The 23437-nt window shown below is 70.7% G+C and carries 22 protein-coding genes; 15 read left to right on the top strand and 7 right to left on the bottom strand.

Annotated elements, in window-relative coordinates; translation table 11 throughout:
• Positions 1-103: 103 nt before the first annotated feature.
• Both ettA and EDF28_RS15325 read left to right on the top strand, forming a co-directional pair.
• A complete protein-coding gene (ettA, locus tag EDF28_RS15330) occupies positions 104-1789 on the top strand; it encodes an energy-dependent translational throttle protein EttA (protein ID WP_123938883.1) in 1686 nt (561 codons plus the stop codon).
• Positions 1790-1821: 32 nt separating this feature from the next.
• On the top strand, positions 1822-2277 hold the full coding sequence (locus EDF28_RS15325; RefSeq protein WP_123294003.1) for a thioesterase family protein: 456 nt from the start codon (positions 1822-1824) through the stop codon (positions 2275-2277).
• On the opposite strand, the gene EDF28_RS15320 is transcribed toward EDF28_RS15325, so the two are convergent.
• Positions 2264-3127 (bottom strand): acyl-CoA thioesterase II, encoded by an 864-nt coding sequence (locus tag EDF28_RS15320; RefSeq protein ID WP_123294002.1) that lies wholly within the window; start codon positions 3125-3127, stop codon positions 2264-2266. The genes EDF28_RS15325 and EDF28_RS15320 overlap by 14 nt on opposite strands.
• Positions 3128-3174: 47 nt before the next feature.
• On the opposite strand from EDF28_RS15320, the gene EDF28_RS15315 reads away from it, so the two are divergent.
• Together EDF28_RS15315 and EDF28_RS15310 are read left to right on the top strand one after the other, a co-directional pair.
• Positions 3175-3876 (top strand): hypothetical protein, encoded by a 702-nt coding sequence (locus tag EDF28_RS15315; RefSeq protein WP_111086787.1) that lies wholly within the window; start codon positions 3175-3177, stop codon positions 3874-3876.
• 37 nt (positions 3877-3913) lie between these two features.
• Positions 3914-4756 carry an NAD-dependent epimerase/dehydratase family protein gene (locus EDF28_RS15310; protein WP_123938882.1) on the top strand — a complete coding sequence of 281 codons (843 nt, stop codon included), beginning with the start codon at positions 3914-3916 and terminating at the stop codon, positions 4754-4756.
• A 180-nt stretch (positions 4757-4936) separates the two neighbouring features.
• Here the strand turns inward: EDF28_RS15310 and EDF28_RS15305 are convergent, their stop codons facing one another.
• From EDF28_RS15305 to pepN, 3 genes are all read right to left on the bottom strand, one after another.
• Positions 4937-5398 carry a globin gene (locus EDF28_RS15305; RefSeq protein ID WP_123939014.1) on the bottom strand — a complete coding sequence of 154 codons (462 nt, stop codon included), beginning with the start codon at positions 5396-5398 and terminating at the stop codon, positions 4937-4939.
• Between the two features lie 47 nt (positions 5399-5445).
• A complete protein-coding gene (locus EDF28_RS15300; RefSeq protein ID WP_123938881.1) occupies positions 5446-6513 on the bottom strand; it encodes a mechanosensitive ion channel family protein in 1068 nt (355 codons plus the stop codon).
• Between the two features lie 77 nt (positions 6514-6590).
• On the bottom strand, positions 6591-9170 hold the full coding sequence (gene pepN / locus EDF28_RS15295; RefSeq protein WP_123938880.1) for an aminopeptidase N: 2580 nt from the start codon (positions 9168-9170) through the stop codon (positions 6591-6593).
• 122 nt (positions 9171-9292) lie between these two features.
• Between pepN and EDF28_RS15290 the strand changes: the two genes are divergently transcribed.
• Positions 9293-9958, top strand: coding sequence for a DsbA family protein (locus EDF28_RS15290; protein ID WP_123938879.1), 666 nt, complete (start codon positions 9293-9295; stop codon positions 9956-9958).
• 52 nt (positions 9959-10010) lie between these two features.
• Here the strand turns inward: EDF28_RS15290 and EDF28_RS15285 are convergent, their stop codons facing one another.
• Complete coding sequence (locus EDF28_RS15285; RefSeq protein WP_123938878.1) at positions 10011-10538, bottom strand: GNAT family N-acetyltransferase; 528 nt, start codon at positions 10536-10538, stop codon at positions 10011-10013.
• Between EDF28_RS15285 and EDF28_RS15280 the strand changes: the two genes are divergently transcribed.
• The 3 genes from EDF28_RS15280 to EDF28_RS15270 are packed head-to-tail and all read left to right on the top strand — an operon-like array spanning position 10537 to position 12604.
• Complete coding sequence (locus EDF28_RS15280; protein ID WP_123673322.1) at positions 10537-11145, top strand: XRE family transcriptional regulator; 609 nt, start codon at positions 10537-10539, stop codon at positions 11143-11145. The two genes, EDF28_RS15285 and EDF28_RS15280, sit on opposite strands and share 2 nt — an antisense overlap.
• Positions 11146-11167: 22 nt before the next feature.
• A complete protein-coding gene (locus EDF28_RS15275) occupies positions 11168-11665 on the top strand; it encodes a ribose-5-phosphate isomerase (RefSeq protein ID WP_123293994.1) in 498 nt (165 codons plus the stop codon).
• A 9-nt stretch (positions 11666-11674) separates the two neighbouring features.
• Positions 11675-12604, top strand: a complete 930-nt coding sequence (locus tag EDF28_RS15270) for an Fpg/Nei family DNA glycosylase (protein WP_123938877.1) — start codon at positions 11675-11677, stop codon at positions 12602-12604.
• A 6-nt stretch (positions 12605-12610) separates the two neighbouring features.
• Here the strand turns inward: EDF28_RS15270 and EDF28_RS15265 are convergent, their stop codons facing one another.
• Together EDF28_RS15265 and EDF28_RS15260 are read right to left on the bottom strand one after the other, a co-directional pair.
• Positions 12611-14080: an amidohydrolase gene (locus EDF28_RS15265; RefSeq protein WP_123938876.1), complete on the bottom strand. Its 1470-nt coding sequence runs from the start codon at positions 14078-14080 to the stop codon at positions 12611-12613.
• Positions 14077-14736, bottom strand: a complete 660-nt coding sequence (locus EDF28_RS15260; RefSeq protein ID WP_123938875.1) for an FMN-binding negative transcriptional regulator — start codon at positions 14734-14736, stop codon at positions 14077-14079. Before EDF28_RS15260 ends, EDF28_RS15265 begins: the two co-directional genes overlap by 4 nt.
• A 158-nt stretch (positions 14737-14894) precedes the next feature.
• Here EDF28_RS15260 and EDF28_RS15255 point away from each other — a divergent pair, with 158 nt between their 5' ends.
• The 7 genes from EDF28_RS15255 (at position 14895) to EDF28_RS15225 (ending at position 23406) form a co-directional block, all read left to right on the top strand.
• A complete protein-coding gene (locus EDF28_RS15255; RefSeq protein ID WP_260155043.1) occupies positions 14895-16481 on the top strand; it encodes an ABC transporter substrate-binding protein in 1587 nt (528 codons plus the stop codon).
• A gap of 11 nt (positions 16482-16492) precedes the next feature.
• Complete coding sequence (locus EDF28_RS15250; RefSeq protein WP_123938874.1) at positions 16493-17887, top strand: M14 family zinc carboxypeptidase; 1395 nt, start codon at positions 16493-16495, stop codon at positions 17885-17887.
• Positions 17887-18828: an ABC transporter permease gene (locus tag EDF28_RS15245; RefSeq protein WP_123293990.1), complete on the top strand. Its 942-nt coding sequence runs from the start codon at positions 17887-17889 to the stop codon at positions 18826-18828. The genes EDF28_RS15250 and EDF28_RS15245 overlap by 1 nt, the downstream gene beginning before the upstream one ends.
• Positions 18825-19715, top strand: coding sequence for an ABC transporter permease (locus EDF28_RS15240; RefSeq protein ID WP_123938873.1), 891 nt, complete (start codon positions 18825-18827; stop codon positions 19713-19715). The genes EDF28_RS15245 and EDF28_RS15240 overlap by 4 nt, the downstream gene beginning before the upstream one ends.
• An 84-nt stretch (positions 19716-19799) precedes the next feature.
• Positions 19800-21209: a serine hydrolase gene (locus EDF28_RS15235; protein ID WP_260155042.1), complete on the top strand. Its 1410-nt coding sequence runs from the start codon at positions 19800-19802 to the stop codon at positions 21207-21209.
• Entirely contained in the window at positions 21206-21757 is a 552-nt protein-coding gene (locus EDF28_RS15230; RefSeq protein WP_123938872.1) for a GbsR/MarR family transcriptional regulator, read from the top strand. Before EDF28_RS15235 ends, EDF28_RS15230 begins: the two co-directional genes overlap by 4 nt.
• Entirely contained in the window at positions 21754-23406 is a 1653-nt protein-coding gene (locus EDF28_RS15225; protein WP_123938871.1) for an ABC transporter ATP-binding protein, read from the top strand. Before EDF28_RS15230 ends, EDF28_RS15225 begins: the two co-directional genes overlap by 4 nt.
• The last annotated feature ends 31 nt before the right edge of the window (positions 23407-23437 follow it).

Raw genomic sequence — 23437 nt, 5'->3', positions numbered from 1 at the left:
TCGCCAGGGATCCCGACAGACCCCCGTCCCGCCGGGTGCGCGAAGCGGCGATCCCGTTCCGGGCGCGCGACGCACCGACGGGGTCACTACACTTGGGGCCGATATGGCTGAGTACATCTACCAGATGGTCCGCGCCCGCAAGTCGGTCGGCGACAAGCTGATCCTCGACGACGTCACGATGTCGTTCCTCCCCGGCGCCAAGATCGGCGTCGTGGGACCGAACGGTGCGGGCAAGTCGACGATCCTGAAGATCATGGCCGGTCTCGACCAGCCGTCGAACGGTGAGGCGAAGCTCACGCCGGGCTTCACCGTCGGCATCCTCATGCAGGAGCCGGAGCTCGACGAGACGAAGACCGTCCTCGAGAACGTCCAGGAAGGCGTCGGCGAGATCCACGCGAAGCTCGCCCGCTTCAACGAGATCTCCGCGCTGATGGCCGAGCCCGATGCCGACTTCGACGCGCTCCTCGCCGAGATGGGCACACTGCAGGAAGAGATCGACGCCGCCGACGCGTGGGACCTCGACTCGCAGCTCGAGCAGGCCATGGCCGCGCTCCAGTGCCCCCCGGGGGACGAGCTCGTCACGCACCTGTCCGGCGGTGAGAAGCGTCGTGTCGCGCTCTGCAAGCTCCTGCTCCAGAAGCCCGACCTGCTCCTGCTCGACGAGCCCACCAACCACCTGGACGCCGAGAGCGTGCAGTGGCTCGAGCAGCACCTGCAGCAGTACCACGGCGCCGTCCTCGCCGTGACCCACGACCGGTACTTCCTGGACCACGTCGCCCAGTGGATCGCCGAGGTCGACCGTGGTCGCCTCTACCCGTACGAGGGCAACTACTCGACGTACCTCGAGAAGAAGCGTGCGCGCCTCGAGGTGCAGGGCAAGAAGGACGCGAAGCTCGCGAAGCGCCTGTCCTCCGAGCTCGACTGGGTCCGCAGCAACACCAAGGGTCGTCAGGCGAAGTCGAAGGCCCGTCTCGCCCGGTACGAAGAGATGGTCACCGAGGCCGAGCGCACCCGCAAGCTCGACTTCGAGGAGATCGTGATCCCCGTGGGCCCGCGTCTGGGCTCGCAGGTCATCGATGCCGAGAAGCTGCACAAGCAGTTCGGTGAGCGCGTCATCATCGGTGACCTGTCGTTCACGCTGCCCCGCAACGGCATCGTCGGCGTCATCGGCCCGAACGGTGTCGGCAAGACGACCCTGTTCAAGACGATCGTCGGGCTCGAGCCCCTCGACGGCGGCACGCTGAAGATCGGCGACACCGTCGACATCTCGTACGTCGACCAGAGCCGTGGCGGCATCGACCCGAACAAGAACCTGTGGGAGGTCGTGTCCGACGGGCTCGACTACATCCAGGTCGGCAAGACCGAGATCCCGTCCCGCGCCTACGTCTCGCAGTTCGGGTTCAAGGGCCCGGACCAGCAGAAGCGTGCCGGCATCCTGTCCGGTGGTGAGCGCAACCGCCTGAACCTCGCGCTGACGCTCAAGCAGGGCGGCAACCTGCTGCTCCTCGACGAGCCGACGAACGACCTGGACGTCGAGACCCTCGGCAGCCTCGAGAACGCCCTGCTCGAGTACCCCGGTTGCGCCGTGGTCATCACCCACGACCGGTGGTTCCTCGACCGCATCGCGACCCACATCCTGGCGTGGGAAGGCCTCAACGAGGACGGCACGCCGAACTGGTACTGGTTCGAGGGCAACTTCGAGGCGTACGAGGAGAACAAGATCGAGCGCCTCGGTGCCGATGCCGCGAAGCCCGGGCGCGCGACGTACCGCAAGCTCACCCGCGACTGACCCGCGTGGCGAGACTGCACGCTCCCATCCGCATGCGGTGGAGCGACATCGACGCCTACGGCCACGTCAACAACTCCGCGATGCTGCGCCTGCTCGAGGAGGCGCGCATCGTGGGGTTCTGGGGTCCGGACGAGGGTGAGCTGTCGGCGGACGGCAGCCTGCCCGAGCCGATCATCGACGGTCGGCCGGGCTCCGGCACGATGACGGTGATCGCCGGACAGCGCCTCGAGTACCTCGCGTCGATCCCGTACCTGCGCCAGCCGCTCGACATCCAGATGTGGATCGGGCGGCTCGGTGGGGCGAGCGTCGACGTGTCGTACGAGGTCTGGTCGCCGGTCGGGCAGCAGCCGGCGGAGCTCTACACCCGGGCGACGACCGCGCTCGTCATGGTGGACGCCGCCACGAACCGTCCTCGGCGGCTGACCGCGGCCGAGCGTGCGGCGTGCGAGCAGTACCTCGAGGCCCCGGTGGAGTTCAGCCGCCCGTAGGGACCCGCATCATGCCCTCCTGCGCCACGGTCGCCAGCAGGCGTCCGTCGCGGGAGAACATCCGACCGAACGCGAGCCCCCGGCCGCCCTGGGCGCTGGGGGACTCCTGCGTGTACAGGATCCACTCGTCGGCCCGACCGTCGCGGTGCCACCACATCGCGTGGTCGAGGCTGGCGCTCTTCACGCCGGGCGTGCCCCAGGCGACGCCGTGCCGCCGCATGATCGGTTCGAGGATCGACAGGTCGCTGGCGTACCCGAGGACCGCACGGTGCAGCGCCGGGTCGTCCGGCAGGTCGCCCTGCACACGGAACCAGACCGCCTGGTGCGGCACGTGCTCGCCCTGCACGTCGACGAACACCGGTCCCTCGACGTGCCGCAGGTCGATCGAGCGCTCGGCCCAGGCCTTGGCGACGGGGTGGTCGATGGTGGACAGGATCGACGCGGCGGACGGCAACGACTCCGGTGACGGCGTGTCCACCGGGTACGGGTCCTGGTGCTCGACCCCGGTGTCCGGCACCTGGAACGACGCGATCATCGAGAAGATCGGAACTCCGCGCTGGTAGGCCTGCACGCGCCGTGTCGCGAAGGACCGACCGTCGTGGATGCGTTCGACGCCGAAGGTGATCGGCACGTCGATGTCGCCGGGGCGCAGGAAGTACCCGTGCATCGAGTGGATGTCACGCCCCTCGATGGTGGCCTGCGCAGCGACGATGCACTGGGCGAGCACCTGGCCGCCGAACACCCGCCCGCCGGGGGACCAGTGGTTCGCGCCGGTGAGGATCGTCTCACCCGTGCTCGCACCGGTGTCCTCGAGTCGGAGTGTCCGCAGGAAGTCGGGTTCGCCGTTCACGTGGTGCAGTCTACGAACACAGGGTGCGCCGGTAGGATCGGTTCGACATGGGCACCTCGTTCACGCTTCCCGACGCCGCCTCCCTCGGGGACCTCCGCACGTACCTCGGACGTGCCGCTCGGATCGAGGACGGTTCGGTCCGGTTCATCGCCGACTCCGGTGTCCTCGCGGTCTACACGGCGATCCTGTACCCCCTCGGACTCCTCGACGAGCTGCCGACGGTGCTCGGCCTCCGCACGTTCTCGCTCACCGAGCCCGCGACGATCGACGCCGTGGTGCCGCTGCAGTCCCTGCTCGAGCGGCTCCGGCTCCTCGCCGAGGCACAGGACGCCGAGCACGCCGACGGCGCCGACCCGACGCGGGCCACCCCGATCGAGGTCGAGCTCCCGCACGAGGTCCACACCGTGACGTGGGCGGCGATCTCCCCGCCCCGTGGCGGATGGGTGCCGCTGCCCGACGTCTCGCCGGAGCTGCTGCGCCGCGCCACCCGTGACGGCATCGCCGAGGTCGCGGACGCCGTCCCGACCAACGCGGGTGAGGCGATCATCCGCAAGGTGCGATCCGAGGTCTGGGGCCGTCCGGTGCCGGGCATCGAGCACCTGCCCGCTGGTGCAGGCTTCGCGGGGGAGAGCCTCGGCTTCCTCGGGCACGACCCGGTCCGCCTGTTCGAGACCGGTCCGTGGAGCCGTCTCACGACGTCGCGCGGGCACGTGCTCGTCAAACGCCGCGCCTGGACCCTGAACCTGTAGCGAACGTCACGTCCTGGCCAGGTGGTTGGCTGGCCGCATGCACGTCTTGCTCACCGGTGCGTCCGGGTACATCGGCTCTTCCGTCCTCCGCGCCCTCGTCGCCCACGGGCACGAGGTGACCGCCATCGTCCGCTCCGACGAGAAGGCGCAGCACGTGCGTGACGCCGGTGGGCACGCCCTCGGCGGGGACGTCACCGACACCGAGGTCGTCGAACGACTGGTGCACGAGACCGACGGCGTCGTCCACACGGCGTCCGCGCCCGACGTCGACCCGGACTTCACCGCGACGGTCCTGCGCGCGTCCGCCGGCACACCGAAGCCGTTCGTGCACACCGGCGGCATCTTCACCTTCGGCAACTCGACGGACATCTCCGAGCAGTCGCCGATCGATCCGCCCGAGCTGACGTCGTGGCGCACGGCGAACGAGGCTGCCGTGCGGGCGAGCGACGTGCGGACCACGATCGTCGCCCCGGGCATCGTGTACGGGCGGGGTGCCGGCATCCCCGCGATGTTCGTCAGCGACGGCACCCAGCCGGTCACGCTGGTCGGTGACGGCTCGCAGCGCTGGACCACGGTGCACGTCGACGACCTCGGCGAGCTCTACGTCCTCGCGCTGGAGCGTGCCGAGCAGGACGGGTACATCGTCGCCGCGACCGGGGACAACCCGACGGTGCGCGAACTCGCCGAAGCGGGGGCGCACGGCGCACCGGTCGTGGCCGAGAGCGTCGATGCTTCGCGCGAGCGACTCGGCGGGGCCTTCGCCGACGCGCTGCTCCTGCACCAGGAGGCGTCCGGAGCCCACGCCCGCTCCGCCTTCGGCTGGAACCCGACGCACCCGTCCCTGGTCCAGGACCTCGCCACCGGCTCGTACGCGCGCTGAGGACGACGAACGGCCCTCGACGACGGCGTCAGCGCCGTCGAGGTTCCACAACATGCCGCGCACCGTTCGCCGAGGTTCCACGAACGGGACGAGGCGGCGCCGAGATGTGCAGATTTCGGAACCTGAACGGCAGTCGGAACCTGGGCGGCAGTCGGAACCCGGGCGGCTGAAGAGCTGGCGTCAGTCGAAGGTGTTCGTCATGGCGTGCGCGGCGCGGTCGAGGTACGCCCAGAGCTCGGCCTCGTCGAGGGGTGCGAGCTGCAGGGACTCGACGGCCTCACGCATGTGGTGCAGCCAGCGCTCGCGGGCCTCGGACGTGATGCGGAACGGGTTGTGCCGCATCCGGAGCCGGGGGTGTCCGCGTTCCTCGCTGTAGGTGCCCGGCCCGCCCCAGTACTGCTGCAGGAAGGCCGACAGGCGCCAGATCGCGCCCTCGAGGTCGTCGGCCGGGTACATCGGCCAGATGACGTCGTCCTGCTGCACGCCCTCGTAGAAGCGGCGCACGAGCCGGTCGAAGGTCGGGGCGCCACCGACGCGGTCGAAGAGCGAGCCGGTGGCCGAGACCCCGTGCTCGCCGACCCGCAGCGTGATCGGCTGCGCCGGAACACCCGGAACACCCGGCACGCCGGGCACGCCGGGCATGCCGAGCCCACCCCTGCCGGGGCCACTGCTCGGAGGTGTGGGATCGGTCACTGGGGGTCCTTCCCGCCGTCGTGGTGGTCGTCGGTCCGGATGGGTTGCCCGAGCACGTTGCGCTTGGGGCGGCGCGGCTTGGTCGGCGCCGGGGTGGGACGCGTCTGCACCGACCGCAGCCCGTTGATCGAGGTCGCGTTCTCCCATCCCTCGGGCATGATCATCGCCATCGCCGGCAGGGTGACTCCGATCTCGTCGACGGCGTGCTTCAGGCGGGCGCGGAGTTCGCGGCCGACGACGTCGAGTTCGGAGGCGCGGGTCTTGACGACGAGCCGGAACACCATGCCGTCGGGGGAGACCGACTGCAGCCCCCAGATCTCGGGCTTCTCGACGATGCGCTGGCGCCAGCGGGGCTCCTGCGACATGGTGACGGCGGCCGCGAGCAGGGCGTCCTGCACAGCGTCGATGTCGGTGTCGTAGGGGACGGTGATGTCGACGAGGACGCGCGACCAGCCCTGGGACAGGTTGCCGACGCGCAGGATCTGCCCGTTCGGCACGAACCACAGGATCCCGTTGACGTCGCGCACCTGCATGACTCGGAGCCCGACGTTCTCGACGACGCCCGTGGCCTGCCCGGTGTCGACGACGTCGCCGACGCCGGCCTGGTCCTCGAGGATCATGAAGATGCCGGAGAGCAGGTCCTTCACGATCGACTGCGCGCCGACGGCGAGGCCCGCGGCGACGAGCGACGCGCCACCGACGATGCCGACGGCGGCGTTCGGCACCAGGAGCGGGATGATCACGACCAGGGCGATCACCACGACGATGACCGTGGCCAGGTTCTGCAGGACGCTCCCGAGTGTGCGGGTGCGCTGCACGACGCGTGCGGTCTGCACCGGCGACGCGATGAGCGCCTGCGTGTCGGTCGCTCCCTGTCGCTTCTTGACGCCGGAGACGACGCGGTCGACGACCTGACGGATCACTCGGCGCAGGATCAGCCGGAGGATGATCGCGACGAGGATCGTGATCACGATGACGATCGCGTCGTGCCAGGTGGTGACGAAGTCGGTGAAGGCGTTGGAGACGGCCTTCGTGGTCTCATCGGTGGTTGCAGCGAGGCTCATGATCCGGTCGATGCTAGAGGGCGGGGCCTCGGCGTTCCATGAGGAACGCCAAGACCCCGCCGATCAGTCACTCGAGCTTAGGCGTCGGCAGCCTGCACCCGGAGCGCACGCTCCGTGCCCGCGACGCTCTCGGACACGATGCGACGCAGCGCCGGGGTCTCCGGGTGCGCCTCGAGCCACGCGTGGGCGGCGTCGCGGAGCTCGGCCGACGCGAGCGGCGCCGGGTAGAGGCCCGAGACGATGGTGTCGGCCATGTGGTAGCTGCGCTCGGCCCAGATGCGGGTGAGCACCTCGAAGTACTTCGGCACGAGGCCTTCGAGCACGACGGGGCTGTTCACGTGCTGGAACCCGACCGTGGTCTGGCGCACGATCGCGTTCGGCAGCTCGGAGGAGTCGACGAGCGACGCGAAGGCGGCCAGCTTGCCCTCGGCGGTCGGGATCGTCGCACGGGCGCGGGCCGCGGCCTGCTCACCCGACGCGGTCTTGTCGGCCGCGAGTTCGGCGTCGACCTCGGCATCGGAGGCGGCACCGGCGAGCACGAGGCCCTCGAGCAGCTCCCAGCGCAGGTCGGTGTCGATCTCGAGCCCGTTCAGTGTGACCGAACCGTCGCGCAGCCCCTGCAGGGTGGCGACGTGCTCGGGCGTCGACGCGATCTGCGCGAAGAACTTCACGAACTGGAACTGGGCGTCCGACCCGGCCTCGGCCGAGGCCGCGAGCTGCCAGAGCGTCTCGCCCACCGTGCGGACCGTGGCGTCGACCTTCGACGGCGCGACGTAGTTGCGCGTCGTCAGGAGCAGCTGCGACAGGGTCGTGCGGATGGTCGTCGACTCGGACTCGGTCGCGATGTTGCCGAGCGCGAGCCGGACGTAGTCGCTGGCGGGCGACTCGGCGTCGCGCGTGGCGTCCCACATCGCACCCCACACGATGGAGCGGGCGAGCGGGTTCGCGATGGCCGCGAGGTGCTCGATCGCCGTCGTGCGGGACTGCTCGTCGAGACGGATCTTGGCGTAGGCCAGGTCGTCGTCGTTCAGGAGCACGAGGTCGCCGCGCTGCACGCCGACGAGCTCGGGGACCTCGGTGCGTGCGCCGTCGACGTCGATCTCGACGCGGTGCACGCGCTCGAGCTTGCCGCCGGACGACGCGGTGTCGGCACCGAACGGCGCGGAGTCGTCCGTCCCGAACGCGTAGACGCCGATGGCCAGCCGGTGCGGGCGGAGCGTCGGGTAGTCGGCCGGCGCTTCCTGCAGGACGGCGAACGCGGTGATCGCGCCGGACGCGTCGACCTCGATCTCCGGGCGGAGCGTGTTGACGCCCGCGGTCTCGAGCCAGAGCTTCGACCACTCGGACAGGTCACGGCCGCTGGTGGCCTCGAGCTCGACGAGCAGGTCACGCAGCTCGGTGTTCGAGTGGTGGTGCTTCTTGAAGTAGGCCGAGACGCCGGCGAAGAACGCGTCGATGCCGACCCACGCCACGAGCTGCTTGAGGACGGAGCCGCCCTTGGCGTACGTGATGCCGTCGAAGTTGACCTGGACGTCCTCGAGGTCGTTGATCGTCGCGACGACCGGGTGGGTCGAGGGGAGCTGGTCCTGGCGGTAGGCCCAGGACTTCTCCATCGCCTGGAACGTGGTCCAGGCCTCGGTCCACTCGGTGGCCTCGGCGGTGGCGATCGTGGAGGCCCACTCGGCGAACGACTCGTTCAGCCACAGGTCGTTCCACCACTTCATGGTGACGAGGTCGCCGAACCACATGTGGGCGAGCTCGTGCAGGATCGTGACGACCCGGCGCTCCTTGATGGCGTCGGTCACCTTCGAGCGGAAGACGTAGGTCTCGGTGAACGTGACCGCGCCCGCGTTCTCCATCGCGCCGGCGTTGAACTCCGGCACGAAGAGCTGGTCGTACTTCTCGAACGGGTACGGGACGTCGAACTTCTCCTCGTAGTAGGCGAAGCCCTTCTTCGTGGTCTCGAACACGTACTCGGGGTCGAGGTACTCGGCCAGCGACTTGCGCGCGAAGACGCCGAGCGGGATGGTGCGGCCGTCGCTGCTCGTGAGTTCGTCGCGGACGACCTCGTACGGGCCGGCGATGAGCGCGGTGATGTAGCTCGAGATGGTCGCGGTGGGCGCGAAGGCCCAGGTCGCGTTCTCACCGTCGACGTGGGGCTCGGGCGTCGGGGAGTTCGACACGACCTGCCACCGTGACGGCGCCGTCACGGTGAAGGAGAACTGTGCCTTGAGGTCGGGCTGCTCGAACACCGCGAACATGCGGCGCGAGTCGGGGACCTCGAACTGGGAGTACAGGTACACCTCGTCGTCCACGGGGTCGACGAAGCGGTGCAGGCCCTCGCCGGTGTTCGTGTACAGCGCGTCGCTGACGACCACGAGCTCGTTCTGCTCCTGCAGGTCGTCGAGCTGGATGCGGACGCCGTCGTTCACCGCGGCGACGTCGAGCGCCGTGCCGTTCAGGGTGACGGAGTGCACGGTCTTCGTGATCGCGTCGATGAACGTGGACGCACCGGCGGTCGCGGTGAAGCGCACGCGGGTGGTGCTGCCGAACGTCTCGGCGCCGCGGGTCAGGTCGAGCTCGACGTCGTACGTCTGCACGCTGACGATGCCGGCACGTTCCTGGGCTTCGGTTCTGGTGAGGTTCTCTCCGGGCACGCAACGCTCCATCTTCGCTGAGGACGCGGACGATCGTGGTCCGCGAGGGGGAGTCCCGGCACGGCGTCGTGCACCGGCGGGACGGTCATCCCCAGCCTAGCGACGCCGCGTACGCTCGGAGCGTGAGCGAGACGACTGTGGACAAGACGACGGAACACACGACGGAACACCCGACCGAACGCACCACCGTGGAGTTCTGGTTCGACCCGAACTGCCCCTGGGCCTGGATGACGAGCCGCTGGGTGGGCGAGGTCGCCGAGCACCGCGACCTCGACGTCACGTGGAAGGTGATGAGCCTGTTCGTCCTGAACGAGGACCAGGACATCCCCGACGAGTACCGCGAGCGCATCCACAAGGGGCAGCTCTACCCGCGCATCGTCACGGCGGCGCGGCTCCGGCTCGGGCAGGACATCGTGAAGCCGCTCTACGACGCCCTCGGTGAGCACATCCACCACCGCCAGGAGCAGGACCCCGACGAGGTGGTCCCCGCCGTGCTCGCGGAGCTCGGCCTCGACGCCGACCTGCTCGAGTACGCCTGGACGGACGAGGTCGACGCCGCCGTGCGCGTCAGCCACCAGGACGGCATCGACCGCGTCGGACAGGACGTCGGCACGCCCGTCATCGCCGTCGCCGGCACCGCGTTCTTCGGCCCGGTCATCTCCCCGGCACCCAAGGGCCAGGAAGCGCTCGACATGTGGGACGGCGTCGTCGCCGTGGCCAAGTACCCCGGCTTCTTCGAGCTCAAGCGCTCGCGCACCGTCGGCCCGGTCTTCGACACCACCGCCTGACGCTCCGGCAAGCGGACGGGAGGCGCGGCTCGCCCCCGCCCCTCGGCTCGCGTCAGGCGAGGGGCAGGCGCATGAGCGTCAGATCCAGCCAGCGGTCGAACTTGCGTCCGACCTCGGGCACGACCGCGACCGTGCTGAACCCGAGCTTGGTGTGCAGGGCGATCGACCCGGTGTTCGTGCTGCAGATCCCGGCCATCATGACGTGCCGGCCCTCGGCGGTCGCCCGCTCGACGAGCGACCGCATCAGGGTCGAGGCGATGCCCCGACCGCGGAACGACTCGACCACGTAGACGCTGTGCTCGACGGTCAGTCGGTACCCGTGGTGCGGCCGCCACTGCGAGTACGTGGCGTACCCGGCCACGGTGCCGTCGACCTCGGCGACGAGCACCGGGTACCCGTCGCCCTGCCGTTCGGCCAGCCAGCCGTCGAAGTACGCGCGGGGGTGCGGGGTCTCCTGCCAGATGGCGGTGGAGTGCAGCACGGCGTCGACGTGCAAGGCGTGCACGACGTCGAGGTCGCGGGGTCCGCAATCGCGCACCACGACCGGATCCGTCCCGTTCGTCGCATATGCTGTCGTCATGTCTCACATCGTAGACGACGAGCCGGGTCTCGCGGAACGGGCCCTCGGCGAGCGCCTCCAACGCCTGCGCACCGAACGCAAGTGGAGCCTCACCGAGCTCGCCGAGGAGTCCGGTGTCTCCCGCGCCATGATCAACCGCGTCGAGCGCGGGGTGTCGAGCCCCACCGCGACGATCCTCGGCCGGCTCTCCGGCGCCTTCGGCCTGACGATCTCGCAGCTCCTCGACGAAGCCCTCGAGCACGAGGTGCCCAGGGCGACCGACCCCGACGACGCACGCGGCATCCAACGCGGCGCGACCGCGGAGTCCTGGACCGATCCCGACACCGGGTACCGCCGCCGTCCGGTCTCGAGTGCGGCGTTCCCCGCGGACGTCACCGAGGTGCGCCTCCCGGCCGGCCGCGAAGTGGCCTACCCGGCGTCCGCCTACGCGTTCCTGCGGCACTGCATCTGGGTGGTCGACGGCGTGCTCGAGCTCGTCGTCGGCGGCGAGCCGACGCGGCTCGCCGCGGGCGACCGGATCGAGCTCGGTGACCCCGCCGACGTGGTCTACCGGAACCCGGGCGAGGGGCCCACGCGGTACGTCGTCGTGGTGGTCCGGGGGCAGTAGCCGCAGGAATAGGATCGGTTCCATGCGCATCCACCTCGGAACGGACCACGCCGGCCTCGAGTTCAACCAGACCCTCGCAACGCACCTGACCGAAGCCGGGCACGAGGTCGTGGACCACGGACCGACCGAGTACGACGCGCTCGACGACTACCCCTCGTTCTGCATCAACGCCGCGCACGCCGTGGTGCAGGACCAGCGCGCCGGCGTCCAGGCGCTCGGCGTCGTGTTCGGCGGCTCCGGCAACGGTGAGCAGATCGCCGCGAACAAGGTCGAGGGTGTCCGCGCAGCGCTCGTCTGGAACGAGTCGACCGCACTCCTCGCACGCCAGCACAACGACGCGAACGTCATCTCGATCGGTGCCCGCCAGCACACCGAGGATGAAGCGATCCGCTTCGTCGACCTGTTCATCGCCGAGCCGTTCTCGGGCGAGGAGCGTCACGCGCGCCGCATCGCGCAGCTGGCCGAGTACGAGCAGACGGGGCACATCGCCGGCAAGCAGATCGACGGCTCGGCCGAGTAGACAGGTCCCATGCCCGAGGGTCACTCCGTCCACCGAATCGCCAACCAGTTCACCCGGCACTTCGTCGGCAAGCGCTGCGAGGTGTCCAGTCCGCAGGGGCGGTTCGCCGCCGGGGCCGCCCAGATCGACGGCAAGCGGATGATCGCTGCCCGTGCGGTGGCGAAGCAGATGTTCCTCGAGTTCGAGGGTGATCTGTTCCTGCGCGTCCACCTCGGGCTCTACGGTGCGTGGGACTTCGCCGGCGACCTGTCGACCGCCACGGCGCTGTCCGCCGACGACGACGGCGAGGAGTCGCTCACGTCGATCGGCGCACCCCGACTGGCGCGGTACCGGATGGCCGAGCAGGAGAAGGTCGAGGACCCGATCGAGTCGTTCCCGCCGGACCCCGTCGGCCAGGTGCGCGTCAGGATCCTGACCGAGGACACCGTCGCCGACCTGCGCGGTCCGACGGCCTGCGTGGTGGAGACCCCGGCCGAGGTGCAGCGTGCCCTCGACAAGCTCGGCCCCGACCCGATGAACGACGACGGTCCCGAGGCCGAGAAGACGTTCGTGGACAACGTCCGGAAGCGGAACGTCGCCATCGGCCAGCTGCTCATGGACCAGTCCGTGGTGAGCGGCATCGGCAACATCTACCGGGCCGAGCTGCTGTTCCGGCAGCGCATCGACCCGTACAAGGTCGGCAAGAAGATCACCGTCAAGCAGGCGAAGGCGCTTTGGGCGGACTGGTCGAAGCTGCTGCACGACGGCGTCCGCGACGGCCTGATGATGACGATGGACGGCCTGTCCGACGCCGAGTACAAGCAGGCGCAGCGGTCGCGCAAGGACCGGCACTGGGTCTACCACCGCCAGGGTGAGCCCTGCCGGGTGTGCGGCACCGAGATCCGGATGGCCGACATGGCCGGCCGGAAGCTCTACTGGTGCCCGAAGGACCAGAAGTAGGGCGCTTCAGAGCTCTGAGTACGTGAACCGTCCGGCGATCGCGGTCGCGAGCACCCGCATCGAACGCAACGAGGACGACGACGCTGCCAGGGGGTCCGACTCGACGAGCACCAGGTCCGCGACGTCGCCGACCGCGACGCTGACCCGACCGTCCGTCGAACCCGTCCACGCGGCGAGCGCCGAGAGTCGTTCGGCGGGGTGCCACGGGTCGCGGCCGTCCCGGTCGCGTCCGACGGCCGCGGCCATCGAGATCCACGGGTCGAGCGGCGCGACGGGGGCGTCCGAACCGAGCAGCAGGCGCGCTCCGGCTCGGGCGAGCGACGCGAACGCGAAGGCGCGGTCGGTGCGGCCCGCCCAGTGCCGGTCGGCGATGTCGCGGTCGTCCATGGCGTGCTCGGGCTGCACCGAGGCGGCCACCCCGAGCCTGGCGAACCGGTCGACGTCGGTGTCGACGAGCAGTTGCGCGTGCTCGATGGTGCCGCGGGCGCCGACGGCTTCGAAGACGTCGAGCGCGAGGGTGTTCGCCCGGTCGCCGATGGCGTGGATCGCGGGGACGAGTCCGGCGTCGACGGCTCGGCGGGTGATCGCGACGAGGTCGTCGAACTCCCACGCCAGCACGCCGGAGCCGTCGGCCATGGCCGCGGTCCGGGTGCCGAGCGAGCCGTCGGTGACGACCTTGAACGGCCCCATCGTGAGCAGGCCGCGGGTCCGGTCGACGACGTCGCCGGTGCGGAGTCCGCGGTCGATCACGGCGTCGAGTTCCGCCGGGTAGACGCCCGACGAGACCCGGAGGGCGTCGGTGCCAGCGTGGATCCGGCGCGCCCAGCGGTCGAGGCCGAAGCGCATCTCGAGGTCGACGATGCCCGTCACACCGCGGGCGGCGGCGGCTTCCGCGGCGTCGACGACGTACCCGTCGAGCAGGTCGTCCGGCACCTGCGAGAGTGCACCGGTCACGTCGAAGGCGTCCTGCTCGCGCAGGATCCCGTCGTCACCCGCCTCGAGCGGCCGGCCGACGAGTGCGGAGAAGTGCGCGAGCGCGAGGGCGTTGCACCAGACCGCGTGCAGGTCACCGCTGATGACGACGGTCGGGAGGCCCGGTGCGGCCTGGTCGAGCAGCTCGCGTCGTGCGGGGGTCGGCCACAACCCGTCGCGGTAGCCGTGGCCGATCAGCACGCGGTCCGGCACCCCGGTCCGCGCGACCGCGGCGAGGAGGTCGGCGGTCGACTCCGCGGAGTCGCAGCCGGAGACGTCGACGCGGCGGCGCACCAGGGCCCACTGGTCGAAGTGCGTGTGGTGGTCGCGGAGGCCGGGGCCGAGCCAGGCGCCGGCCGCCTCGACGACCTCGGTGTCGGGGCCGGCGGGGTCGAGCGTGCCGGCCGGCGCGATCTCGGTGACCAGGCCGTCGGCGATGCGGACGTCGGCAGGGGCCCCGGAGGTGCCCACCCTGCGGACGGTACGGAGCAGGATCTCGCTCATCGCGCCTCCCGGCTGTCCGTCGTGGGCCCGACGGACCGGACCCGCTCCATCTCGTCGGCGAGCGCCGGCGACGCGTAGGGGCCGTCGCCGCGCAGCCCCGCGATGATGCGGTCGACGACCTCGGGGGCCTTGTTCTGGGAGAGCTTCGCACGGGCGTCGAACCGGGTGACCCGGATGCGGATGCCCACGGTGCCCTTCGCCATCCGGCGCGCGGTCTCCTCGTCGATCTCGAGGGACACCGGCTCGGGCATGACGCGCTCGAAGTGGTCGACGAGCTCGCCGAGCACCCGGAAGTTCTCGTCGTCGGACAGCAGCTCCGGCGTGCCCCACAGGTGGGCGGTGACGTGGTTCCAGGTCGGCACGAACTGCTCCGGCGGGTACCAGGCGGGGGAGACGTAGCCGTGCGGACCCTGCACCACGACCAGGACCTCGTGGCGGCCGAGTTCGTGCGCGAGTTCGTCGGGGCGGCCGACGTGCGAGACGAGGACGACCTGGTCGGGGTCGTCGTCCGGCCCGGGTGTCTCGAGCAGGAACGGGTAGTGCGACGCGACGATCCCGGCGTCGGTGTGCGACACGATCGTGGCCCACGGGTTGCCGGCGACGAGGCGCTTGACCTCGTCGACGTCCGTCATCAGGAAGTGGGGTGTGTGCCGCATGGTCCGAGCGTGGCACACGGCCCCGGTCGAGCGCGACACCTGTCGTTTCGCGAGTGTTTCAGAACGGTAAAAGTTTCAGAGTTCATTGAAAGAAGCATTGTGCCGGGTGCTCGAACGGGCCTAGCTTCACTCATCAACGACGACCCGAGGAGACCCCCATGCGACGCAGGACCATCGCCGCCCTGGCCACGGCAGCCACACTGGCGCTCGTGGTGACCGGCTGTTCGGCGAGCGGCACGGCCGACTCCGCCGGCGGATCGAGCCTGGTGTACGCCACCGGCGAGCCCGACCACCTGACGCCCGGACGACAGACCGTCGCGTTCGACCAGGTGCAGAGCCTGTTCGCGCCGCTGACGCAGACCGACGCGAAGGGCGAGCTCCACGACGTCGCCGCGAAGAGCGTCGAGAGCGACGACGCCACCACGTGGACCATCACCCTCCGCGACGGCTGGACGTTCCAGAACGGCGAGGCCGTCACCCCGGAGAGCTACGTGAAGGCCTGGAACCACGTCGCCTACGGCCCCAACGCGTGGGAGAACAGCGGGCAGCTCGCCGCGATCGTCGGGTACACGGACCTCAACCCGGCGAAGGGCACCCCGAAGACGAAGGAGATGTCGGGGCTGCAGGTCACCGGCAAGGACACCTTCACGGTCACGCTCACCCACGCCGACAGCCAGTTCCCGCTCCAGCTCAGCCAGGCCCAGACGGCGTTCTACCCGATGCCCGAGGCCGCCTACGACGACCTGAAGGCGTACGACGAGAAGCCGATCGGGAACGGCCCCTACGAGATGCAGTCGGCGTGGAAGGCGGACAAGGAGTTCACCGTCACCGCGTGGAAGGACTACGAGGGCACGAAGCCGGTCACGAAGGACGTCACGTTCCGGAGCTACTCGGACATGAACACCGCCTACACCGACGTCCTCGCGGGCAACGCCGACGTGCTGTTCCTGCCGACCGACAAGATGACGAGCGCGAAGGCCGACTTCGGTGACCGCCTGCACTCCTTCGACGCCCCGGGCATCGACTACCTCGGCTTCCCGCTCTGGGACGACCGGTACTCCGACCCCGACGTCCGTCGCGCGATCTCGATGTCGATCGACCGCGACGAGGTGAACACGGCAATCTACGGCGGCCTGTACGAACCCGCCACCGCGCTCACGCCCCCGTCGATGTCCGGCACCGAAGAGGGCATCTGCGGCGACGCGTGCGAGTTCGACCCCGCGGCGGCCAAGAAGCTCCTGGCGAAGTCCGGCGGCTTCGACGGCACGATCACGCTCGTCTACCCCGGCGGCAGCGGCCTCGACTCGCTCTACGAGGCGTACGCCAACCAGATCCGGCAGAACCTGGGCGTCGACACCGTCGCGAAGGCCACCACCGACTGGGCTTCGTACTACTCCGAGCTGACGGACAAGAAGGTCGCCGGCCCGCACTTCGGTCACTGGGGGGCGCTGTACATCAGCCAGCAGAACACCCTCCGTGCCCTGTTCACCCTGGCGGGCGGTTGCTCGCCCTGCACCGGGTACTACCAGTCCGACACCGTCGATGCCCTGCTCGCGAAGGCCGACTCGGCCGGCTCGCAGGACGAGGCGAACGAGTACTACACGAAGACGCAGGAGGCCGTGCTCGAGGACTTCCCCGTCGTCCCGACTTTCTTCGACAAGTACTCGTACGTCACGAGCGAAAAGGTCACGAAGCTCCCCGCGGTCGCCGGCAGCCCGGTCGTCGCGCAGATCGCCGTGAAGTAGGGCACCACCACATGGACCAGCGCACCATCCTCCGCCTGGCGGCCGAGGTCCCCGACCACGACGGCTTCCCGCTCGTCGATGATCTGCACGCCCGGTTCGACGCGCTCGCAGCGTCCCACCCGGACCAGGTCACGGTCACCCGGATCGGCACCAGCCGCCTCGGCGAACCACTGCACTCCTACCGGATCGGCACCGGGTCGCACGCCGCCGTCGTGGTCGGCGGCGTGCACCCGAACGAACCGATCGGTTCGTGGACGGCCCTGCACCTCGCCGAGACGGTGCTCACCGACGACGACGCCCGTGGGCTCGACGTCACCTGGCACATCGTCCCGACGATCGACCCGGACGGCATGCGGCTCAACGAGGCGTGGTTCCACGACCCGCACGACCGCGTGTTCTACTCGCGGCACTTCTACCGCCCGGCACCGGACAGCCAGGTGGAGTGGACGTTCCCGAACAGCCACAAGTCGGTGTACTTCGACCAGGTGCTGCCGGAGACGCTCGCGTTCATGCGGCTCATCGACGACACCGAGCCGGACCTGCTGGTGTCGCTGCACAACGGCGAGATGGGCGGGGTCTACTACTACCTGTCCGAGGACCTGCCCGACGTCGTCGACACCCTGCACGCGGTCCCCGCCGCGCTCGGGCTGCCGCTCGACACCGGGGAGCCCGAGTCGCCGTTCCTGCGCGAACTCGCCCCCGCGGTGTTCGCGATGGACGGGATCGAGACCGCGTACGACTACCTCGAAGCACTCGGGGTCGACCCGGGCGAGCACATCCACGGTGCGTCGAGCGCGGCGTGGGCGATGCGGCACGGAGCACTGTGCATGGTGGCCGAACTGCCGTACTGGAGCCACCCGGACGCCGACGACCAGACCCCGACCGACGAGTCGTACGCCGACCTGCTGCTGCGCTGCTCCGCCGAGCTCGGCGCCTCGGGCGAGGAACTCCAGCAGCTGCTCGACGAGGCGTCGCCGATGCTGTCGATCGCGTCGCCGTTCCTCGAGGCGTCGCGGGCCTTCGTGCCGATGCTCGCCGGCACGGCGGACACCGACCGCCGCCGGGCCGACCGCGAGCCGGTCGACCGGCGGGCCACCGTCGCGGAGCGCTTCGGCTGCGAGGACCTGGTCCGCTGCTTCCGGCTGCGCTACGGCGGCATGCTGCTGCGCGCGTTCGAGGCGGAGACCACCGCCGGTACGGCGTCCGCCCCGCTCCGGCGCCTGCGCGACCGCCTGGCGGAGCGCTACGCGCACTGGCAGGCCGACGCCGCCACCGAGGCGGACCCGATCCCGGTGCGGAAACTGGTGGGGGTGCAGTACGGGGCGATCCTCGCCTGCGCGGCGCACGTGGCGGACCCGACCCGTGCCTCCCGTCCGGTGTCGGCGGCCGTGTCGGGAGGCGCGTGATGCGTCCGACGCTCGCCGTCGGTCGCCGGCTCGGCGGCCTGGCCATCGTGTTCCTCGGGGTGACGTTCCTCATCTACGCGATGACGTTCGCGCTGCCCGGTGACCCGATCCGGGCGCTCGGCGGCGACCGGCCGCTCAGCGACGCGGTCGTCCGCACGCTCCGGGCCGAGTACCACCTGGACCAGCCGCTCTGGCTGCAGTACGTGCAGTACGTCGGCGGGCTGTTCCGCGGCGACTTCGGCACCGACTTCAACGGGCAGTCCGTCGGCGAGCAGATGGCCTCGCGGTGGCCCGTCACGATCACCCTGGCGCTCACCGCGTGGGCCCTCGAGATCGTCCTGGGCATCGGGCTCGGGGTGCTCTCCGCCCTGAAGCGCGGGACCGCCCTCGACAAGACGGTCCTGGTCGGCACCATCGTCGTCGGTGCGATCCCCGTGTTCGTCCTCGGCGTCGCCCTGCAGCTGGTGTTCTCGGTGCGGCTGCACTGGTTCCCGGTCGCCGGCGTCACCGCGGGCTGGCCGACGGCGTACATCCTGCCGGCGTTCGTCATCGCGCTGTTCGGCCTCGCCGCGGTGTCCCGGCTCACCCGCACCTCGATGATCGAGACCCTCGACGCCGACTACGTCCGGACCGCACGGGCCAAGGGGCTCGCACCCGGTCGGATCGTCGGCGTGCACGTGATGCGGAACTCGCTCATCCCCACCGCCACCTACCTGGCGACCGACCTCGGGTACCTGATGGGCGGCACCGTGATCATCGAGGGCATCTTCAACCTGCCCGGCGTCGGGAACCTGCTGTTCCAGGGCATCCGGTCGCACGAGGGTGCCGTCGTCGTCGGCATCTCGACCGCGCTCATCCTGGTGTTCCTCGTCACGAGCGTGCTCGTCGACCTGCTGCACGCCGCCCTCGACCCCCGCGTCCGGACCGGAGCAGCCGCATGACCACCTCAGCGCTCAGCGCCACCGTCGAGCCCGTCGTCGGCGGCCGACGACGACCCCTGCTGGCCGCGGCCCGCACCCCGGGCTTCTGGGTGCCCGCCTCGGTCCTGGTCGTCGTGCTGCTCATCGCGTCGTTCCCGCAGCTGTTCGCCGGACTGTTCGGCCACGGCGACCCCCGGGTGTGCGACCTCGGGCAGAGCGGCGCCTCGCCGACCAGCGGACACCCGTTCGGCTTCGACCTGCAGGGCTGCGACGTGTACGCCAACGTCGTGTACGGCACCCGGTCGTCGATCGCAGTCGCGGTGCTCACCACCGTGCTCGCCGGCATGGTCGCCGTCGTCGTCGGGACGATCGCCGGCATGGTCGGCGGCTGGGTCGACGCCGTGCTCGCCCGCCTGACCGACGTGTTCCTCGGCTTCCCGTTCCTGCTCGGCGCCGTCGTGGTGCTCAACAGCGTGGGGGAGCGGTCCGTGCTGACGGTGTCGCTCGTGCTCGCGCTGTTCGGGTGGCCGACGATGGCCCGGCTCGTGCGGTCGAGCGTCCGCAGCGTGCGGAACGCCGAGTTCGTGCTCGCCGCCCGCACGATGGGGCTGTCCACCTGGCGGATCACCACCCGGTACGTGCTGCCGTCGTCGATCTCGCCGCTGCTCGTGCTCGCGACCATCACCGTCGGCGGCGTCATCGTGTCCGAGTCGTCGCTGACCTACCTCGGCATCGGGCTCGAGAGCCCGGCGATCTCGTGGGGGCTGCAGCTCTCCGCCGCGACGTCGCAGTTCCTCCGCGCCCCGCACATGCTCATCGCACCCGCGGCGTTCCTCGCCGTCACGGTGCTCTCCGTCATCGCGCTCGGCGACACGTTGCGCGCCGCGCTCGACCCGCGTCGGCGCTGACCGGCACGGTGCACGCCGCGTCGCGGTGGGCGCCGTCGCGACCGACGCGCCAGACTCGAACCACCGCCCTTCGAAAGGACCACCGTGACCGACACCCTCTCCGCGTACCGGAAGACCCTGCCCTACATCCACGAGTGGGTGTCGTACAAGGTCTGGCAGCTGCGGGTGCCGGGCGTGCAGGTCGCCATCGGGTTCGGCGGCGAGGTGCTGTTCGACGAGGCCTGGGGCTACGCCGACGTCGAGGCCGGGCGTCGCCTGACCACCACCGACCTGTTCCGCATCGCCTCGCACTCGAAGACCTTCACCGCGACGGCACTGCTCCAGCTCGCCGAGCGCGGGTCGCTCCGGCTCGACGACACCGTCGGCACGTACGTCCCGGCGCTGGTCGACGGCGGCTCCCCGCTCGCCGACGCCACGATCCGTGAGCTCATGGAGATGGGTGCCGGGGTCATCCGCGACGGCCACGACGGCGACTACTGGTCGCTCCTGCGCCCGTTCCCCGACGAGCAGGAGCTGTTGGCACTCGTGCTCGACCGCGGGCAGAAGGTCCCCACCGGGTCGTCGTTCAACTACTCGAACCTCGGCTACTCGTTGCTCGGGCTCGTCATCGCCGCGGTCTCCGGGCAGTCCTACAACGACTTCGTCCGCGAGTCGATCACCGAACCCCTGGGCCTGCGGAACACCGGCCCGGACTGGGACCCCGCGCGCGCCGACGACTTCGTGGTCGGCTACACCGGGTTCCACACCGCGCGGCAGCGGCAGCGCATCGACCACGTGGACACCCACGCCATGGCCGCCGCCACCGGGTTCCACGGCACCGCCTCCGACCTGGTCAAGTACTTCTCGCAGCACGTCATCGGGGCCGGCAGCCTGCTCGACGACCACTCGAAGCGACTCGCGCAGCGCAAGGCCTGGAGCGCCACCGACGACCCGGCCGCCCGCGGCTACGGCGCCGGGTTCATCGTCGACCGCATCGGAGGGCGCGAGATCCGCGGCCACTCCGGCGGGTTCCCCGGGCACATCACGCAGTCGCTGTTCGACCCGGCATCCGGACTCGTCGTGTCCGTCATGACGAGCGCCGCCGCCGGGCCCGCCACCCTCATCGCCACCGCCGTCGTGCAGATGCTCGACGCCGCGGCGGACACGTCCGCACCCGGCACCCCCGTGCCCGACGACGTCGACACTGCCGCCTACACCGGACGCTTCGCCAACCCGTGGGGCGTCAGCGACATCGCCCGCATCGGCGACCGGCTCGTCGAGGTCGACCCGTCCGGACCCGAACCGCTCGACACCCCCACCCGACTCGAGGTCGTCGACGCGGACACGCTCCGGATGACGCACGGCAACCGCTTCGGCTCGGTCGACGAGGACATCACCTTCACGCGCGACGCCGACGGCGCCGTCCGGTCGATCCGCGCCGGCGGTGGCATGACCGAGGAACCGTGGACGATCCCGACCGAGTCGCCCGAGGTCGCGGCGGGGCTGGCACCGTGAGCGACGTCGACGGTCGGGGCGACGACGTCGTCCTCGAACCCGAGCGTCAGGCGTTCGTCGAGGAGTTCGCCCTCATGCTCAACGACGGTGCGGGCATGGCGCTCACCGACGCCCGCGTGCTCGGCTACCTCATGATGACCCGCGCGCCGCACTCGTCGTCCGCCGATCTCCAACGCGCCCTCGGCGCCAGCTCGGGTTCGGTCTCGATGGCGACTCGCCGGCTCGTCGACTCCGGGTTCGTGAAGCGGCAGATCGTCGCCGGCGAGCGCAGCCACTACTTCCGCGCCGAGGCCGACGTTTGGGGTTCCTGGCTCGCCGGCGAACGGAAGTACCTCGACCGGCAGCGCGACATCATCGGACACGGCCTGGCGGTGGTCGAGCACGCCGGCCGCACCGGGGCGGGCGACGTCGACGCCGAGGTCCGCGAGCGCCTGCTCAACGGCCGCGACTACATGCAGTGGTTGCAGGGCCACCACCACAAGATGCTCGAGGACTGGGAGGCGTTCAAGGCCGCCCGCGACCGCACCGACCGCTCGGAGACCCCATGACCGACGTCCTGACCGTCGACCACCTGTCCGTGACCTTCGACGTCGACGGCGCCGAGGTCCGCGCGGTCGACGACGCCTCGTTCACCGTCGGCCGCGGCGAGGTCGTCGCCGTCGTCGGGGAGTCCGGATCCGGCAAGAGCATGACTGCGATGACGGCGATGGGGATCGCGCCGGACGGCGCGCGCTCCTCCGGCAGCATCCGGCTCGGCGACCTCGAGGTGCTCGGCACCGACGAGCGCACCCTGCGCGGGGTCCGCGGCCGCAGCGTGTCGATGATCTTCCAGGACCCGTCGGCCGCGCTCAACCCGGTGTTCACGGTCGGGTTCCAGCTGGCCGAGGCCGTCCGCCGCGCCGACGCCTCGCACGACCGCGCCGCCGTCCGGCACCGTTCGCTCGAACTCCTGCGTGCCGTCGAGGTGCCGGAACCCGAACGCCGGCTCGGCCAGTACCCGCACGAGCTCTCCGGCGGACAGGCGCAGCGGGTGATGATCGCGATGGCGCTCGCCGCCGACCCCGACCTGCTCATCGCCGACGAGCCGACGACCGCACTCGACGTCACGGTGCAGGCCGAGGTGCTCGACGTCCTGCGTGCGCTGCGCGAACGCACCGGCACCGCGATCCTCCTCATCACCCACGACATGGGCGTCGTCGCCGACATCGCCGACCGCGTGGTCGTCATGCGCCGCGGTCGCGTCGTCGAGACGGGCACCGTCGCCGCGGTCTTCGCCGCACCGTCCGCCGACTACACCCGTGACCTGCTCGCTGCGGTCCCACGCATGGGCACCGAGGTCGGCCGGGAGGCGCGGGTCGACCCCGTCACGGAGGCTCCATCGATCGTCCTCGACGTCCGGCACCTCGTGGTCGAGTACGGCGGTGCACTGCGCGGGCGGTTCCGCGCGGTCGACGACGTGTCGTTCACGGTCGGTCGCGGTGAGATCGTCGGACTCGTGGGCGAGTCCGGCAGCGGCAAGACCACCATCGGCCGCGCCGCCGTGGGGCTCGCACCGATCACGTCCGGTTCGGTCGTCGTCGAGGGCACCGACGTGGCAGTCGCCCGGCGAGCAGCGCGCCGGGAGATGCGGCGACACGTCGGCGTGGTCTTCCAGAACCCGCTCCGGTCGCTCAACCCGCGCTACACGGTCGGACAGACCGTCGCCGAGCCGCTCCGGCAGATCCTGCGCCTGCCGTCGGCCCAGATCGACGAACGCGTGGACCGGCTGCTCGCCGACGTCGGCCTGGACGGCGGGTACCGCGAGCGCTTCCCGCACGAGCTCTCCGGCGGCCAACGGCAGCGCGTCGCGATCGCCCGCGCCGTCGCGCTCGACCCCGCACTGCTCATCGCCGACGAGCCGACGAGCGCCCTCGACGTCTCGGTGCAGGCGCGGGTGCTCGACGTCTTCCGTGAGCTGCAGCAACGCCTCGGCTTCGCGTGCCTGTTCGTCACCCACGACCTCGCCGTGGTCGACACGCTGTGCGACCGGGTCGTCGTGCTGCACGGCGGGAAGGTCGCCGAGCAGGGGAGTCGCGACGCCATCCTCCGGTCGCCGCAGGACCCCTACACGCGTCGACTCATCCAGGCCGCGCCGGTGCCGGACCCGGACGAGCAGGCAGTGCGCCGATCCGAGCGCCTGGCGGCACGGGCCGGCTGACGGGCGCTCGCCGGCTCAGCGTCGTTGCGGA

It is taken from the genome of Curtobacterium sp. PhB137 (assembly GCF_003814955.1).
Taxonomy (GTDB): domain Bacteria; phylum Actinomycetota; class Actinomycetes; order Actinomycetales; family Microbacteriaceae; genus Curtobacterium.
Note: the sequence above shows the minus strand (reverse complement) of the source record. Positions and strands in the feature narration are given on the sequence as shown.